The 17,139-nt window shown below is 63.4% G+C and carries 14 protein-coding genes; 1 reads left to right on the forward strand and 13 read right to left on the reverse strand.

The annotated features are described in order from the left end of the window. Positions 1–15: 15 nt before the first annotated feature. From LOY53_RS22000 to secA, 4 genes are all read right to left on the reverse strand, one after another. Positions 16–960, reverse strand: coding sequence for a Nudix family hydrolase (locus LOY53_RS22000; protein WP_238209515.1), 945 nt, complete (start codon positions 958–960; stop codon positions 16–18). Then, complete coding sequence (locus tag LOY53_RS22005) at positions 957–1,589, reverse strand: glutathione S-transferase family protein (protein WP_085273641.1); 633 nt, start codon at positions 1,587–1,589, stop codon at positions 957–959. Before LOY53_RS22005 ends, LOY53_RS22000 begins: the two co-directional genes overlap by 4 nt. A gap of 135 nt (positions 1,590–1,724) precedes the next feature. Then, positions 1,725–2,942 carry a bifunctional glutamate N-acetyltransferase/amino-acid acetyltransferase ArgJ gene (gene argJ, locus LOY53_RS22010; protein WP_258703287.1) on the reverse strand — a complete coding sequence of 406 codons (1,218 nt, stop codon included), beginning with the start codon at positions 2,940–2,942 and terminating at the stop codon, positions 1,725–1,727. 193 nt (positions 2,943–3,135) lie between these two features. Continuing rightward, positions 3,136–5,871: a preprotein translocase subunit SecA gene (gene secA / locus LOY53_RS22015; RefSeq protein ID WP_258703288.1), complete on the reverse strand. Its 2,736-nt coding sequence runs from the start codon at positions 5,869–5,871 to the stop codon at positions 3,136–3,138. Between the two features lie 308 nt (positions 5,872–6,179). Between secA and LOY53_RS22020 the strand changes: the two genes are divergently transcribed. After that, on the forward strand, positions 6,180–6,635 hold the full coding sequence (locus LOY53_RS22020) for a DUF721 domain-containing protein (RefSeq protein WP_027594022.1): 456 nt from the start codon (positions 6,180–6,182) through the stop codon (positions 6,633–6,635). 52 nt (positions 6,636–6,687) lie between these two features. Here the strand turns inward: LOY53_RS22020 and lpxC are convergent, their stop codons facing one another. From lpxC to murD, 9 genes are all read right to left on the reverse strand, one after another. Then, positions 6,688–7,599 carry a UDP-3-O-acyl-N-acetylglucosamine deacetylase gene (lpxC, locus tag LOY53_RS22025; protein ID WP_027594021.1) on the reverse strand — a complete coding sequence of 304 codons (912 nt, stop codon included), beginning with the start codon at positions 7,597–7,599 and terminating at the stop codon, positions 6,688–6,690. Between the two features lie 112 nt (positions 7,600–7,711). Then, the gene (ftsZ, locus tag LOY53_RS22030) at positions 7,712–8,908 is read right to left on the reverse strand and encodes a cell division protein FtsZ (protein WP_003251871.1); all 1,197 of its coding nucleotides are present in this window, start codon (positions 8,906–8,908) and stop codon (positions 7,712–7,714) included. Between the two features lie 55 nt (positions 8,909–8,963). Continuing rightward, positions 8,964–10,226 carry a cell division protein FtsA gene (gene ftsA / locus LOY53_RS22035; protein ID WP_027594020.1) on the reverse strand — a complete coding sequence of 421 codons (1,263 nt, stop codon included), beginning with the start codon at positions 10,224–10,226 and terminating at the stop codon, positions 8,964–8,966. Positions 10,227–10,240: 14 nt separating this feature from the next. Then, positions 10,241–11,110, reverse strand: a complete 870-nt coding sequence (locus LOY53_RS22040) for a cell division protein FtsQ/DivIB (RefSeq protein ID WP_027594019.1) — start codon at positions 11,108–11,110, stop codon at positions 10,241–10,243. A 5-nt stretch (positions 11,111–11,115) separates the two neighbouring features. Next, positions 11,116–12,072, reverse strand: coding sequence for a D-alanine--D-alanine ligase (locus tag LOY53_RS22045; protein ID WP_099455237.1), 957 nt, complete (start codon positions 12,070–12,072; stop codon positions 11,116–11,118). Then, positions 12,069–13,517, reverse strand: coding sequence for a UDP-N-acetylmuramate--L-alanine ligase (murC, locus tag LOY53_RS22050; protein WP_027594017.1), 1,449 nt, complete (start codon positions 13,515–13,517; stop codon positions 12,069–12,071). Before murC ends, LOY53_RS22045 begins: the two co-directional genes overlap by 4 nt. Beyond that, entirely contained in the window at positions 13,510–14,589 is a 1,080-nt protein-coding gene (murG, locus tag LOY53_RS22055) for an undecaprenyldiphospho-muramoylpentapeptide beta-N-acetylglucosaminyltransferase (RefSeq protein ID WP_099430365.1), read from the reverse strand. The genes murC and murG overlap by 8 nt, the downstream gene beginning before the upstream one ends. Beyond that, positions 14,579–15,793 (reverse strand): putative lipid II flippase FtsW, encoded by a 1,215-nt coding sequence (ftsW, locus tag LOY53_RS22060; RefSeq protein WP_099430366.1) that lies wholly within the window; start codon positions 15,791–15,793, stop codon positions 14,579–14,581. Before ftsW ends, murG begins: the two co-directional genes overlap by 11 nt. Next, the gene (murD, locus tag LOY53_RS22065) at positions 15,790–17,136 is read right to left on the reverse strand and encodes a UDP-N-acetylmuramoyl-L-alanine--D-glutamate ligase (protein ID WP_252825749.1); all 1,347 of its coding nucleotides are present in this window, start codon (positions 17,134–17,136) and stop codon (positions 15,790–15,792) included. Before murD ends, ftsW begins: the two co-directional genes overlap by 4 nt. Between the last annotated feature and the right edge of the window lie 3 nt (positions 17,137–17,139).

Raw genomic sequence — 17,139 nt, forward strand, 5'->3', positions numbered from 1 at the left:
CCAATCACAAGCGACTCAGAGCTCAGGCCAGAACGCCCGAATCCCGGCCACACCCTGCGCGCCCGCCTCCCAAGCCCGCTCACGATCACCCGGCCCTACCCCACCCAGCAAGAACACTGGCCGGCTGAAACCTGCAATCGCCCGCTGCGCCGCTTCCCACCCCAAAGGCACCGCTTCAGGATGCGTCTGGGTCGCCTGCACCGGCGACAAGGTGACAAAATCGACCCCCATCTGCTCGGCCAATGCCAGCTCTTCGGCACTGTGGCAGGACGCCGCCAACCAGCGGTGCTCAGGGAACGGTCGCCCCTTGGCGGCATACTTGCGCAACTGCGCAGCCGTCAGGTGCCAACCAGCCGACGGGAAGTCACCCAGCCACTCCAGCGGCCCTTTGAGCATCAATTGGGCCTTGCCACCGCACAGGCCGACCGCATCCACCGCCACATCGCGATACTTGGGGTCGTACATGTCCGGCGCTCGCAGCTGGATCAGCCGGGTGCCGTTGGCCACGGCCTTCTGGATGCCCTTGAGCATCTGCGGCACTTCCAGGCCCTCCGGCGTGATCAGGTACTGATCCGGCAGCCGTGCAGCGGCGACAATCGGCCTGTTCGCGGCAGGGAAGTCGTACTGCGCGAGGTCGCGCGGCGCCACCCACTCCAAAGGCTGGCCCTCGGCGCCATGGGGTTCACCGGTGAACGCTTCGACAACGCGAACGTCCAGCAGCACCTGTTTGTCCGGGTAGTCATGGCTGACCTTGATCAGCGCCCGCGACCGGGTCACGTCGATACCCAATTCCTCGCGCAGCTCACGGGCCAGCGCCGCTTCGACGCTTTCGCCCTCTTCCACCTTGCCACCCGGGAACTCCCAAAGGCCGCCCTGGTGCTGGGTATCTGCCCGCCGCGCAATCAGAATGCGGCCATCGGCACCGCGGATCACCGCTGCTGCTACATGAATGCGTTTCACCCTTCGCGCTCCGCCAGGCCAGCCTGCTGCCAGGCTTTGAACGCCGGCCACTGGTAAATAGTCTCGATGTAAGCCGCCGCCTCTGCCGGGACTTCGACGCGGTAGCTGCGCAAGCGCACGGCCACCGGGGCGAAGTAGGCATCGACCAGGGTCGGCTTGCCGAACAGGAACGGGCCCGTGTCCTTGGCGACCAGGCGGCATTCGGACCACAGCGCGACGATACGGTCGATGTCGATCTGCACCTCCAGCGGCACAGACTCCAGGGCCTGGTCACGGGACAGGTCGAACGGCATCGCCCCGCGCAGGGCGAAGAAGCCGCTGTGCATCTGCGCGCAGGCCGAACGGGCTTGGGCACGGGCGGCCACGTCGGCAGGCCACAGCTGCGCTTCAGGGTGGCGTTCGTTGAGGTATTCGGCGATGGCCAGGGAGTCGGCGATCACGCCATGCTCGGTCTTGAGCAGCGGCACTTTGCCGGTGGCGGAGTAGGCGAGAAGGCGCTGACGGGTGTCGGGCTGGTTGAGTTTGATCAGGGTTTCTTCGTAGGGAACGCCGGCCAGCTCGAGGGCCAGGGCGCCGCGTAGCGACCAGGAAGAATACAGCTTGTCGCCGATGATCAGGTGATAGCTCATGGTTCGGCTCCATTTGTCGGTGTTTGGGGCTGCTTCGCAGCCCTTCGCGACGCAAGGTCGCTCCTACAGGTACAGCGCAGACCGGTGTAGGAGCGGCCTTGTGCCGCGAAGGGCCGCAAAGCGGCCCCAATTGAATCACGTGCGGTATTCGGCGTTGATCTTCACGTACTCGTGGGACAGGTCGGTGGTCCAGATGGTTTCGCTGCACGCACCACGGCCCAGTTCGATGCGGATGGTGATCTCTTCCTGGGCCATGACCGCAGAGCCTTGCGCCTCGGTGTAGCTCGGGCTGCGCCCGCCTTGGCTGGCAATGCAGACGTTGTCCAGGTACACATCGATCAGGCTGACATCCAGCTCCGGCACGCCCGCACGGCCGACGGCGGCCAGGATGCGGCCCCAGTTGGGGTCAGAGGCGAACAGTGCGGTCTTGATCAGCGGCGAGTGAGCGACGGCGTAACCGACGTCCAGGCATTCCTGGTGATTACCACCCCCGTTGACCTGCACCGTGACGAACTTGGTAGCGCCTTCGCCATCACGGACGATGGCCTGGGCCACCTCCATGCACACGTCGAACACCGCCTTTTTCAGGGCTTCGAACAGCGCGCCGCTGGCTTCGGTGACTTCTGGCAGGTTGGCCTTGCCGGTGGCGATCAGCATGCAGCAGTCGTTGGTCGAGGTGTCGCCATCGATGGTGATGCGGTTGAACGACTTGTTGGCGCCGTCGAGCATCAGGTCCTTGAGCACTTTGGGTGCGACCTTGGCGTCAGTGGCGATGTAGCCGAGCATGGTGGCCATGTTCGGGCGGATCATGCCGGCGCCTTTGCTGATGCCGGTCACGGTCACGGTCACACCATCGTGCTCGAACTGGCGGCTGGCACCCTTGGGCAGGGTGTCGGTGGTCATGATGCCGGTGGCGGCTTCAGCCCAGTTGTTTTCCGACAGGTTGTCCAGGGCAGCCTGCAGGGCGCCTTCGATCTTCTCGACCGGCAGCGGCTCGCCGATTACACCGGTGGAGAACGGCAGTACCGACTCGGCCGGCACGCCGGTCAGCTCAGCGAGCTTGGCGCAGGTGCGCTCGGCAGCGGCCAGGCCCGGAGCACCGGTACCGGCGTTGGCGTTGCCGGTGTTGGTCAGCAGGTAACGCACAGCGCCCTGAACACGCTGCTTGGAGAGGATCACCGGTGCTGCGCAGAAGGCGTTGAGGGTGAACACGCCAGCAACGCTGGAGCCTTCGGCACAGCGCATGACCACCACATCCTTGCGCCCAGGGCGCTTGATGCCGGCAGAAGCGATGCCGAGTTCAAAACCCGGAACCGGGTGCAGGGTGGGCAAAGGACCAAGACCAACAGCCATTAGAGCGCTCCTAGAAAAACGGTGAAATGATGATGGAAGAGCGGGGCCGCTTCGCGACCCATTCGCGGCACAAGGCCGCTCCCACAGGGCCTGCGCAGCCTTCTGAGCCGGTGCGGTCCCTGTGGGAGCGGCCTTGTGCCGCGAATGGGCCGCACAGCGGCCCCGTTTGTCACGTTACTGCGACTGGGTCAGATCACTCGATCTGCCCGTGGCAATGCTTGAACTTCTTGCCCGAACCGCACCAGCATGGCTCGTTACGGCCCAGCTTCTGGTCGTTGCGCACCGGTGCTGCGGCCACGGCCACTTCGGCGCCCTCCTCGTTCAGCGCTTCGCTTTCAAGGCCTGGCGCGGCAGCATGCTGGAACTGCATGCGGCTGGCCAGCTCTTCGGCTTCGCGGCGCAGGCGGGCTTCCTCTTCGATCGGGTCTTCGCGGCGTACCTGAACGTGCGACAGCACGCGGATGGTGTCGCGCTTGATTGACTCGAGCAGCTCCTGGAACAAGGTGAACGACTCGCGCTTGTACTCCTGCTTCGGGTTCTTCTGCGCATAACCGCGCAGGTGAATGCCGTGGCGCAGGTGGTCCATGGTCGACAGGTGGTCTTTCCACAGGTCGTCCAGCACGCGCAGCAGAATCTGCTTCTCGAAGGTGCGCAGGGCGTCGATGCCGGCCTGGTCTTCCTTCTCGGTGTAGGCGCTGGTGATCTCGCTCAGCAGCTTCTCGCGCAGGGTTTCTTCGTAGAGGTGGTCGTCCTCGTCGAGCCATTGCTGGATCGGCAGCTTCATGGCGAAATCGCTCGCCAGCGAGGCTTCCAGGCCGGCCACGTCCCACTGCTCGGGCAGCGATTGCGGCGGAATGTGCTGGCTGATGATAGCGTCCAGCACTTCCTTGCGGAACTCGGCGATGGTGTCGCCAATGTTCTCGGCCGCCAGCAGGCTGTTGCGCATGTGGTAGATCACCTTGCGCTGCTCGTTGGCCACGTCATCGTATTCAAGCAACTGCTTACGGATGTCGAAGTTACGGCCTTCGACCTTGCGCTGGGCTTTTTCGATGGCGTTGGTGACCATGCGATGCTCGATCGCCTCGCCAGACTGCATACCCAGCGCCTTCATGAAGTTCTTCACCCGGTCAGAGGCGAAGATGCGCATCAGGCTGTCTTCGAGCGACAGGTAGAAGCGGCTGGAGCCCGGGTCACCCTGACGGCCGGAACGACCACGCAGCTGGTTGTCGATACGGCGCGATTCGTGACGCTCGGAAGCGATCACGTGCAGGCCACCCGACTCGATCACCTGCTGGTGACGCTTCTGCCAGTCGGCCTTGATCTGAGCGATCTGCTCAGGGGTCGGGTTGTCCAGGACGGCCACTTCGGCCTCCCAGTTACCGCCCAGCAGAATGTCGGTACCACGGCCGGCCATGTTGGTGGCGATGGTCAACGCGCCTGGCGCACCGGCCTGGGCGATGATCTCGGCTTCCTTCTCGTGGTACTTGGCGTTGAGGACCTTGTGCTCGATACCTTCCTTCAGCAGAAGGTTGGACATGTGCTCGGAGGTCTCGATGGTGGCGGTACCCACCAGCACCGGACGGCCCTGGGTCATGCTCTCTTTGATGTCGGCAATGATCGCGGCGTATTTCTCGTCGGCGGTCAGGTACACCAGGTCGTTGAAGTCCTTACGCGCCAGCGGCTTGTTCGGCGGGATCACCATCACGTTCAGGCCGTAGATCGACTGGAACTCGAACGCTTCGGTGTCGGCGGTACCGGTCATGCCGGACAGCTTGGTGTAAAGACGGAAGTAGTTCTGGAAGGTGGTCGACGCCAGGGTCTGGCTCTCGGCCTGAATGTTCAGGTTCTCTTTGGCCTCGATGGCCTGGTGCAGGCCTTCGGACAGGCGACGGCCAGGCATGGTACGGCCGGTGTGCTCGTCGATCAGCAGGACTTGGCCGTCCTGGACGATGTACTCGACGTTGCGGTGGAACAGTTTGTGCGCGCGCAGGCCGGCGTAGACGTGGGTCAGCAGGCCCAGGTTGTGCGCCGAGTAGAGGCTCTCGCCTTCGGCCAGCAGGCCAGCCTGGGTGAGCATCTCTTCGATGAACTGGTGACCGGCTTCGTTGAGCTCGACCTGGCGGCTCTTCTCATCGATGGTGAAGTGGCCTTCCTGGGTGACCTGGCCTTCGACTTCTTCGATGTGCTGGGTCAGGCGCGGGATCAGGCGGTTGATCTCGATGTACAGCTTGGAGCTGTCCTCGGCCTGGCCAGAGATGATCAGCGGGGTACGGGCTTCGTCGATGAGGATCGAGTCGACTTCGTCGATCACCGAGAAGTTGAGTTCACGCTGGAACTTCTCTTCCTGGCTGAACGCCATGTTGTCGCGCAGGTAGTCGAAACCGAATTCGTTGTTGGTGCCGTAGGTGATGTCGGAGGCGTAGGCAGCGCGCTTTTCTTCCGGCGGCTGGAAGGCCGAGACGATGCCCACGGACAGGCCGAGGAATTCGTACAGCGGGCGCATCCAGTTGGCGTCACGGCGGGCCAGGTAGTCGTTGACGGTGACCACGTGCACGCCTTTGCCGGACAATGCGTTGAGGTAGACGGCCAGGGTACCGACCAAGGTCTTGCCTTCACCGGTGCGCATTTCTGCGATCATGCCCTCGTGCAGGGTCATGCCGCCGATCAGCTGCACGTCGAAGTGGCGCATGCCCATGACGCGCTTGCCGGCCTCACGGGCGACGGCGAAGGCTTCGGGCAGCAATTGGTCCAGTGTCTCGCCTTTGGCCAAGCGCTCCTTGAACTCTGCGGTCTTGCCCCGCAGTTGCTCATCGGAGAGGGCCACCATCTTCTCTTCGAAGGCATTGACGATAGTCACCGTCTTGAGCATGCGTTTGACTTCACGCTCATTCTTGCTTCCAAAAAGTTTCTTTAACAAAGGCGCAAACATATCGGCAGGATCTTCCACACGTAGGGATGGAGGGCGGCCCCATGAGTCGCCCGTGCAGCCCTGAGGCCGCATGCGAACGAGCATTCTACCCGGAAACGATGGTGAGGAAAGTGGTGGATTTCCACGATGCTGATACAGCGTTTTGGCAGGGGCGTTTCTTAGATAGGGTCATTTTCCCTGAGTTCAAGGCTCAGCAAGATGAAACGTATCGAGAATGAGTCTTACCTTGTGTGGTCTGTACCGGCGAAGAGGCCGGTGCAGGCAACAGAGGTGTTAAACTGCCGCTCTTGTAACCTCCTGCGACCACCATGGCCTACAAACCCTCCCCTGCCCAGCTACCGTCCGCCCTGCTGCGCCAGGTGCGCCCGCTGCGCCTGCTGCTGAACCAGGCCGAACGCCTGGAACACCTGCAGCGCTTGCTGGAAAGCCAACTGCAACCGGCTGCCCGCGAACACTGCCACGTGGCATCGTGGCGTGATGGCGTATTGTTGCTGGTGGTTACCGACGGCCATTGGGCTACTCGCTTGCGCTATCAGCAAAAGCGCCTCATGCGCGAATTGCAGGCCATGGAAGCGTTCGGCAACCTGCGGCGTATCTTGTACAAGGTGCAACCGCCATTGGTGCCTGCCAAGCGTGGCGGGCATGCTGCGGCGCTGTCGAGCAATGCCGCCGAAAGCCTTCGCGATACCGCCGAGGGGATTGCCGACCCGAAATTGCGCGCTGCCCTGGAACGCCTTGCCAGCCACGCCCGGGATAAAGGCTGAAATAAAAAAGGCCACCCGAAGGTGGCCTTAATGAACTAGAGAGTGTTCGAACTTACACGGCCGCAACAGGGCGCATGTACGAGATCGGTGCCGTGCTGGCATCTTCGAAAGTGACCACTTCCCAGGCATCGGTTTCAGCAATGAGCTTGCGCAACAGTTGGTTGTTCAGCGCGTGCCCGGACTTGTAGCCCTTGAACTCGCCGATCAGGCTGTTGCCCAGCAGGTAGAGGTCACCGATGGCGTCGAGAATCTTGTGCTTCACGAATTCGTCTTCATAGCGAAGGCCGTCTTCGTTCAACACGCCTGTCTCGTCTACCACGATGGCGTTTTCCACACTGCCGCCCAACGCAAGGTTATGCTTGCGCAGGTACTCGATGTCCCGCATGAAACCGAAGGTGCGGGCACGGCTGACTTCTTTCACGAACGACGTGCTGGAAAAATCGACACTGGCGCTCTGGGTCCGGCCGCTGACGACCGGGTGATCGAAGTCGATCTCGAAGCTCACCTTGAACCCGTCGAAAGGCAGGAAGGTAGCGCGCTTGTCGCCCTCCTCCACTGTCACTTCGCGCAGGATGCGGATGAACTTCTTGGCTGCGTCCTGTTCTTCCAGGCCGGCAGACTGAATCAGGAATACAAAGGGTCCGGCGCTGCCATCCATGATCGGCACTTCCGAGGCGGAGAGCTCGACGTAGGCGTTATCGATGCCCAGGCCCGCCATGGCGGAGAGCAGGTGCTCGACCGTATCGACCTTGACGTCACCGTTGACCAACGTCGTCGACATGGTTGTCTCGCCAACGTTGGCCGCACGCGCTGCGATTTCGACCACAGGGTCGAGATCAGCGCGGCGGAAGACGATGCCGGTGTCAACAGGTGCAGGCTTGAGGGTCAGGTATACCTTCTCCCCGGAGTGCAGACCGACACCTGTGGCACGGATGGTATTCTTCAGGGTGCGTTGTTTAATCATGGCATTGGCCGCTTCAGCGCAAATTGCGAACAGGTATCAACAAAGGCTGGGGATGATAACAGACCCGACCTTTGCTGAATACCAATCACCTTTATACCCCTGATAAATTCCATTAATCAGCCTGACGACGCAGGAAAGCCGGGATATCAAGGTAGTCCAGGTCATCCTGAGGGTTGAGTTTAGCTGCCGCGGCGGCGCCTGCATGGGCCTGGTTGCGCATTACAGTCGGGCGCTCCAGGTCACGGTAGTTGACCGCAGGCTGCTCCTGGCGAACCGGTGCCGGGTTGGAAGCCTCGTACGCCTGTTGAGCGGTCTGCAGGGTGTTGTCCACCACTTTGACCGGCTTCTCGATGCGTGCGCCCAGGCCAGTGGCGACCACGGTGACGTGCAGCTCATCGCGCATGTCTGGGTCGATCACGGTGCCGACCTTGACCATCGCGTGGTCAGAGGCGAAGGCTTCGATGATGCTACCTACGTCGGAGTACTCACCCAGCGACAGGTCAGGGCCGGCGGTGATGTTCACCAGGATGCCGCGGGCGCCCTGCAGGTTGACGTCTTCGAGCAACGGGTTGCGGATCGCCGCCTCAGTGGCTTCACGCGCACGGTTCGGGCCGCTGGCGCAGCCAGTACCCATCATCGCCATGCCCATCTCACCCATCACGGTACGCACGTCGGCGAAGTCGACGTTGATCATGCCAGGGCGCTTGATGATGTCAGAGATACCGCGCACGGCACCGGCGAGCACGTCGTCAGCCTTGGCAAAGGCGGACAGCAGGCTGGCATCCTTGCCCAGGATGGTCAGCAGCTTCTCGTTGGGGATGGTGATCAGCGAGTCGACGCTCTCGGCCAGCATACGGATGCCTTCATCGGCGATCTGCATACGTTTGCGACCTTCGAACGGGAACGGGCGGGTCACCACGGCGACGGTGAGGATGCCCATTTCCTTCGCCACTTCGGCGATGATCGGGGCTGCACCGGTACCGGTACCGCCACCCATGCCGGTGGTGATGAACACCATGTTGGTGCCCTGCAGCACCTCGGCGATGCGCTCACGGTCTTCCAGCGCGGCCTGACGGCCGACTTCTGGATTGGCACCTGCACCCAGGCCTTTGGTCACGCCAGTGCCCAATTGCAGGATGGTGCGCGCGCCGATGTTTTTCAGCGCCTGAGCATCCGTGTTGGCGCAGATGAATTCCACGCCTTCGATGCTGCTCTTGACCATGTGGTTGACGGCGTTGCCGCCACCACCGCCAACGCCGATCACTTTAATGACCGGACTTTGCGGGACGTTGTCTACGAGCTCGAACATTTTCCCTCTCCTTACAGTTCTCTAGTTGTTGCGCCTACCACTACTGCTTTGAAACTTAGAAATTGCCCTGGACCCACCGCTTGAAGCGCTCAAGCACTGGGGCCTTCGGTTCATCGCCATAGCTGTTGCTGCTGCTGTTGCTGTTACCGGTCAGGACCATGTCCTCGGACTGCTTCAGCAGGCCGTAGGTGAGCAGGCCCACACCGGTGGAATAGATCGGGTTGCGCACCACGTCGCTCAGCCCCCGAACGCTGTGCGGTACGCCCAGGCGTACCGGCATGTGGAAGATTTCCTCGGCCAGTTCAACGGCGCCTTCCATCTTCGCGGTGCCGCCGGTCAGGACGATGCCGGCCGGTACCAGGTCTTCGTAGCCGCTACGGCGCAGTTCGGCCTGGATCAGGGTGAACAGTTCGTCGTAACGCGGCTCCACCACCTCAGCCAGGGCCTGGCGCGACAGCTCGCGCGGTGGGCGATCACCCACGCTCGGCACCTTGATGGTTTCGCCGGCGCCGGCCAGCTTGGCCAGGGCGCAGGCGTAGCGGATCTTGATTTCTTCGGCGTACTGGGTCGGGGTCCGCAGGGCCATGGCGATGTCGTTGGTCACCTGGTCGCCAGCAATCGGGATGACCGCGGTGTGGCGGATCGCGCCTTCGGTGAAGATGGCGATGTCGGTGGTACCGCCACCGATGTCAACCAGGCACACGCCGAGCTCTTTTTCGTCGTCGGTCAGCACCGAGTAGGCCGAAGCCAGCTGCTCGAGGATGATGTCGTCGATTTCCAGGCCGCAGCGGCGTACGCACTTCTCGATGTTCTGCGCCGCATTGACCGCACAGGTGACCACGTGGACCTTGGCTTCAAGACGCACGCCGGACATGCCCAGCGGCTCGCGCACGCCTTCCTGGTTGTCGATCACGTAGTCCTGCGGCAGGGTGTGCAGCACACGCTGATCGGCCGGGATGGCCACGGCCTGGGCGGCGTCGAGCACGCGCTCGAGGTCGGCAACGCTGACCTCACGGTCGCGAATGGCGACAATGCCGTGGGAGTTCAGGCTGCGGATATGGTTGCCCGCCACGCCGACGAAGGCCGAGTGGATGCGACAGCCCGCCATCAGCTGCGCTTCTTCCACCGCGCGCTGGATCGACTGCACGGTCGACTCGATATTCACCACCACGCCCTTCTTCAGGCCGCGGGACGGATGGGTACCGATCCCGACGATCTCCAGGGTGCCGTCTTCGCCCACTTCGCCGACCAGCGCCACCACCTTGGAGGTGCCAATGTCCAGCCCGACGATCATTTTGCCGCTATGCGCGTTTGCCATGGTCCTGCCTCTCTCTAATTCTTCGCAACGGCGGGTTGGGCCGTCGTCGGTGCAATCGGTTCCCGCCAACCAACGGCAAGTCCGTTGGCGTATCGCAGATCGATGCGGGCGATGTTGGTGATCTGCTCTTTAAGCGTCTTGTCGTAAATGGCAATGAAACGGCGCATCTTCTCCACCAGATGGTCGCGCCCCAGCAGCAGTTCGATGCCTGGCCCGGTGCTGCCCGCACCGGTGGTCAGGAACCAGCTGCCTCGCTCGCGCAGTTCCAGGCGAGCGATGGAAAAGCCCATGGGGCGCAGCATCTGGCTCAATACCTGATACTGCTGCATGACTTGTTGCTGAGCACGCTGCGGCCCGAACAGCTGCGGCAGGTGCTCATAGTTGGCCAGCTCACGCGGGGTAAAGGCCTGGCCCTGGTTATTGAGCAAGGCTTCGTCACCCCAGCGTGCCACTGGCAGCTGTTCTTCCAGGCGGATCACCACCTCGTCCGGCCACACGCGCCGGACCTCAGCGTGGGCGATCCATGGCATCTGCTCGAGCTCTGCACGCATCGCCGGCAGGTCGACACTGAAGAAGCTCGCTGCCATGAACGGGGCGATCCGCTGCTGCACCGCCTGCTGGCTGATGTAGCTGAGGTCGCCCTGCACCGCGATCTTGGTGATCGGCCGGTCGGCGTAGGGCATCAGGCGAATGGCGCCTTCATAGGCGCCGAAGCCTGCTGCCACCAGCAGCACCGGCCAAAGCAGGCGCTTGAGTCCACTGAAGTTGGCCTTGGGCAGGCGCGCCGACATGGGCTCTTTGGCCACCATTCGACTGGCACCGCGCGGCACCGGCTTGTTACGGCCGGTGGCGGGTTGCTGATGACGTAACATCGCGCCTTGCATGGCTGTTAACCTCGCGTCTCGACGCTGGCGGCCAGGATTGCCAGCACCAGTTGCTGGAAGTCCAGGCCGGCCGCGCGGGCCGCCATGGGCACCAGGCTATGATCAGTCATGCCGGGTGCGGTGTTGACTTCGAGCAGCCAGAACCGGCCCTGCTCGTCCTGCATCACATCCAACCGCCCCCAGCCTTCGATGCCAATGGCATCGCAGGCGCGCGCGGTCAGGTCGATGAGTTCCTGTTCCTTGACGCTGTCCAGGCCGCACGGGATGCGGTACTGGGTATCGTTGGCGATGTACTTGGCGTCGTAGTCGTAGAACACGTGTGGCGTACCCAGGGCGATCGGCGGCAGCACCTGGCCGCGCAAGACCGCGATGGTGAACTCCGGCCCGTGGATCCACTGCTCCACCAGTACCTGGGAATCGTATTTGGCGGCGTCCTGCCAGGCGGCGACCAGTTCCTGCTCGCTGTTCACCTTGGCCATGCCGATGCTAGAGCCTTCATGGGCGGGTTTGACGATAAGCGGGAAGCCCAGTTCCGTACTGGCCTTCAAACAATCGCTTTCGCTGGCCAATACCGCGTGGCGCGGGGTCGGAATGCCCAGGCTCTGCCACACCTGTTTGGTGCGCAGTTTGTCCATGGCCAGGGCCGACGCGAGGATGCCGCTGCCGGTGTAAGGGATGCCCAGGCACTCGAGCAGGCCTTGCATGCTGCCGTCTTCACCGCCACGGCCGTGGAGGATGATGAAGGCGCGGTCGATCTTCTCGCGTTGCAGGCGGTCGAGCAGGTCGTCGCCCACATCGATGGCAACCACGTCGACACCGGCGCGGGTCAAGGCGTCGATCACGGCGGCGCCGGACTTGAGCGAGACTTCACGCTCGGCACTCTTGCCGCCGTACAGCACAGCGACGCGGCCGAACGCCTTGACGTCCAGGGTCGAGTGCAGCTTGTCGTAGGCGCTGGTCATTTCGACTTCTCCTGCTTGGCGCCAGCGAACAGCGGGCTTTTCATCAATTGCGGGGCCAGGCCACCGACATCACCGGCACCCTGGCACAGCAGGATGTCGCCGGCACGCAGCAGCGGCTGGACCAGTGGCGCAAGCTCGGCGCCACGTTCGATGTAGATCGGGTCGAGCTTGCCGCGCTGGCGGATGCTGTGGCACAGCTGACGGCTGTCCGCACCCGGGATCGGCTCTTCACCGGCCGGATAGACTTCCATCAGCAGCAGCACGTTGGCGTCGCCCAGCACTTGTACGAAGTCGTCGTACAGGTCGCGGGTGCGGCTGTAACGGTGCGGCTGGTAGACAATCACCAGGCGGCGGCTTGGCCAGCCCCCGCGCACGGCCTTGATCACTGCAGCCACTTCAGTCGGGTGGTGACCGTAATCGTCGACCAGCATCACGCTGCCGCCGTCGACCGGCAGCTCGCCATAGACCTGGAAGCGTCGGCCGACGCCCTGGAAGCCGGACAGCCCCTGGACAATAGCCTCGTCGCTGATGCCTTCGTCAGAGGCGATGGCAATGGTTGCCAGGGCGTTGAGCACGTTGTGGTTGCCGGGCATGTTCACCGACACCTCCAGCGGCTCGCAGTCGCGGCGCAGCACGGTGAAGTGCGTCTGCATGCCCTGTTGGCGCACATTGATGGCGCGGATGTCGGCCTCTTCGCTGAAGCCGTAGGTGACCGTCGGGCGTTTGACCTGCGGCAGGATCTCGCGCACCACCGGGTCGTCCAGGCACATCACTGCCAGCCCATAGAACGGCAGGTTGTGCAGGAACTCGACGAAGGTTTTCTTCAGTTTGTTGAAGTCACCCTCGTAGGTGGCCATGTGGTCGGCGTCGATGTTGGTGACCACGGCGACCATCGGTTGCAGGTGCAGGAAGCTGGCGTCGCTCTCATCCGCTTCGGCGATCAGGTAGCGGCTGGTGCCCAGCTGGGCATTGGTGCCCGCTGCGGTCAGGCGCCCGCCGATGACGAACGTCGGGTCCAGGCCGCCAGCGGCGAACACCGAGGCCAGCAGGCTGGTGGTGGTGGTCTTGCCGTGCGTGCCGGCAACGGCCACGCCATGGCGGTAGCGCATCAGCTCGGCGAGCATCTCGGCACGCGGCACCACGGGAATACGACGTTCCAGGGCAGTGGCGACTTCCGGGTTGGCCGGGTTGATGGCGCTGGACACGACCAGTACATCGGCGTTGGCAGCGTTTTCGGCACGGTGGCCAACGAAGATCTCTGCGCCGAACGACTCCAGCCGCTCGGTAACCGGCGAGGCCTTGAGGTCGGAACCGGACACTTCATAGCCCAGGTTCAGCAGCACTTCGGCGATGCCGCACATGCCCACGCCGCCGATACCGACGAAGTGGATGCGACGGATGCGGCCCATTTTTGGCTGCGGCATGGCTTTCTGGCTTTCAACCATGGGCCACCTCCAGGCAGATGTCGACCACGGTGCTGGTTGCGGCAGGTTTGGCCAGGCGCCGTGCGGTGCCAGCCATGGTGTTGAGTTTCTCGGGTTGCATCAGCACCTCGTTCAGGCGTTCAGCGAGCTGCGCTGCGCCAGTTGTCGCTTGTGGCATCAGGAAGGCAGCGCCTTCCCGAGCCAGATAGTGGGCGTTGTGGGTCTGGTGATCGTCGATCGCATGGGGCAACGGCACCAGCATCGAAGGCAGGCCCGCCGCCGCGAGTTCGCTGACGGTCAGGGCACCGGCCCGGCACACCACGATGTCGGCCCAGCCATAGGCTTGGGCCATGTCCTTGATGAAAGGCTCTACCTGAGCCTCGACGCCCGCCTCGTGATAACGCTCGGCGGTGATCGGCGCGTGTTGCTTGCCAGCCTGGTGGAACACCTCTGGCCGCAGTGTTGCAGGCACTTCAGACAGGGCCTTAGGCAACAATTTGTTCAATGGTTCCGCACCCAAGCTGCCCCCGAGCACAAGCAGGCGTGCACGGCGTTCGGCCAAGGGTGCGCGTTGCGCGTCCATGAACAGCTCCGGGCGCACCGGGTTGCCGGTGGTGCGGCGTTTGCCGCTGGCCGCGAAGGTGTTTGGGAAAGCTTCGCAGACGCGTGCCGAGAGTGGCACCAGCAACCGATTGGCGGTACCCGCGCGCGCGTTCTGTTCGTGAATGACCAGCGGCACACCGCACAGCCGCGCGGCCACACCGCCCGGCCCGGTCACGTAGCCGCCAAAGCCCAGCACGCACACAGGCTTGAGTTGACGAATGATGCGCCGTGCCTGCAGCACCGCCTTGACCAGGGTGAACGGCGCCTTGAGCAGCGACAGCTTGCCCTTGCCGCGCAGGCCGCTGACCTGGATGAGGTGCAACGGCAGACCGGCCTGGGGCACCAGTTCGTTCTCGATGCCTTTCGGCGTGCCCAGCCAGTGCACGCTGTAACCCCGTGCCTGGAATTCACGGGCGCAGGCCAGGGCCGGGAACACGTGGCCCCCGGTACCGCCTGCCATGATCAGTACGTTCTTGCCGTCAGCGGCCATGACTGGGCTCCTCGGCAAAATCGCTTTCGTTGAATTCGTGTTCCTCGCTGCCCAAGTGCGTGCGGCTCTCCCACTCGATACGCAGCAGCAAGCCCACGCAGGCGCAACAGATCACCAGCGAGCTGCCCCCGTAACTGAGGAACGGCAAGGTCAGGCCCTTGGTCGGCAGCAGGCCGACGTTCACGCCGATATTGATCAGGAACTGGCCGATCCACAGGAAGGCCAGGCCGAATGCCATGTAGGCGGCGAAGAACTGCTTGGCCTTTTCGGCCCACAGGCCGATGTACAAGGCGCGCACGGTGACGAAAACGAACAGCGCGATGGTGACCAGCGAGCCGACCACGCCGAGCTCTTCGGCCAGCACCGAGAACACGAAGTCGGTGTGCGCCTCGGGCAGGTAGAACTGCTTCTGCACGCTGTTGCCCAGGCCAACGCCCAGCCACTCACCGCGGCCGAAAGCGATCAAGGCCTGGGTCAACTGGTAGCCCGAGCCGAACTGGTCGGACCAGGGGTCGGTAAAGGTGATCAAACGTGCCATCCGGTACGGCTGCGCCTGCACCAGGACAAACACCGCGACCACCGCCAGCACCACCATCAAACTGAAGCGGAACAACCCCACCCCGCCGAGGAACAACATGGCCGCCGCAGCGCCCATCATCACCACGGTGGCACCGAAGTCCGGCTCCATCAGCAGCAGGCCAGCCATTGGCAGCAGCACGATGAACGGCTTGAAGAAGCCCATCCAGCTTTCGCGCACCTCGGTCTGCCGGCGCACGAGGTAGCCGGCCAGGTAGATGACCACGAAGACCTTGGCGATCTCCGAAGGCTGCACGTTGAAGAAGCTGAAACCGATCCAGCGCATGGAACCGTTCACTTCCCGGCCAATACCCGGCACCAGCACCAGCACCAGCAGGCCGAAGGCACCCAGCAGCATCATGAAGCCCATCCGCTGCCAGGTGGCGATCGGCACCAGCATGGTAGCGCCGCAGGCGACCAGGCCGATGACCACGTACACCAGGTGACGGAACATGTGGTAAAGCGGGTTGCCCGACTGCACTGCGGCCACTTCCGAGGACGCCGAGGTGATCATCACCAAGCCCAGGCCCAGCAATGCCAGGCAGCCGGCAAGCATGGCGAAGTCGAGGTCGATGCCACGGCCGCTGATCAGCGGCGACGGGTACGGCTTGAAGATGCCGAAGATCATGCCAGCCCTCCCGCCGCTTGGGCGAACAGGCGCCCGCGCTCTTCAAAGTTCTTGAACATGTCGAGGCTGGCGCAGGCCGGCGACAACAGCACGGCATCACCAGACTGAGCCAGGGCGGCGCACTGTTCGACGGCCTCTTCCAGGGTCTTGACCCGCACGTGCGGTACACCTTCGCCCAACGCTTCGGCGAGGCGCTCGGCATCACGGCCCAGCAGCACCACCGCACGGCAGAAGCGCGCCACCGGCTCACGCAGCGCAGCAAAGTCAGCACCTTTGCCGTCACCGCCGGCAATCAGCACCAGCTTGCCAGCGATATCCGCGCCCAGGCCTTCGATCGCCGCCAGCGCAGCACCGACGTTGGTGGCCTTGGAGTCGTCGTACCAATTGACACCATTGCGCTCGCGCACCCACTGGCAACGATGGGCCAGGCCGCCAAACTCGCGCAGGGCGTCGAGCATCGGTGCAAACGGCAAGCCAGCGGCATGGCCGAGGGCCAGGGCTGCGAGGGCGTTGCTGTGGTTGTGAGAACCGCGAATTTTCAGTTCGCGCACGGGCATCAGGTTCTGGAATTCGAACGCCAGGTACTTCTCGCCGTCCACCTCACGCAGGCCGAACGCTTTGAAGTCCGGTTGGTTCAGGCCAAAGCTCCAGCACGGCCGGCCTTCCACCGGCAATGGCCGGCTCAGCGCGTCCTGGCGGTTCACCACCACCTGATGAGCGCCCCGGAAGATACGGTGCTTGGCCAGGTGATAAGCCGGCAGGCCGCTGTAGCGGTCCATGTGGTCTTCGCTGATGTTCAGCACGGTGGCGACTTCGGCGTTGAGCTGGTCCGTGGTTTCCAGCTGGAAGCTGGACAGCTCCAGCACATACAGCTCCACCTCATCGCTCAACAGGTCCAGGGCTGGCGTGCCGAGGTTACCGCCCACGGCCACGCGCTTGCCCGCCTTGGCGGCCATTTCGCCGACCAGGGTGGTCACTGTGCTTTTTGCGTTGGAGCCGCTGATGGCGATGATCGGCGCTTTGGCATGCCGGGCGAACAGCTCGATGTCGCCCGACAGGGCCACACCCCGTGCCGCAGCCTGTTGCAGCGCCGGGGTGGACAAGGCCAGGCCCGGGCTCACGTACAGTTCGTTGGCGCGGCACAGGAAGTCCACGTCCAACTCGCCACAGCGCACTTCCACCTGCGGGTAATCACGGCGCAGGGTGTCCAGTTCCGGCGGTTGCTCGCGGGTGTCGGCGACCGCAAAGGCAATGCCCCGGCTCGCCAGGAAGCGAACCAGGGACATGCCGCTCTTGCCGAGGCCGACAACGATGCGGAATTGGTCGGAAGCGATCAGTGACACGCT

The sequence above is a fragment of the Pseudomonas sp. B21-031 genome (genome assembly GCF_024748985.1).
GTDB classification, from domain to species: domain Bacteria; phylum Pseudomonadota; class Gammaproteobacteria; order Pseudomonadales; family Pseudomonadaceae; genus Aquipseudomonas; species Aquipseudomonas kermanshahensis.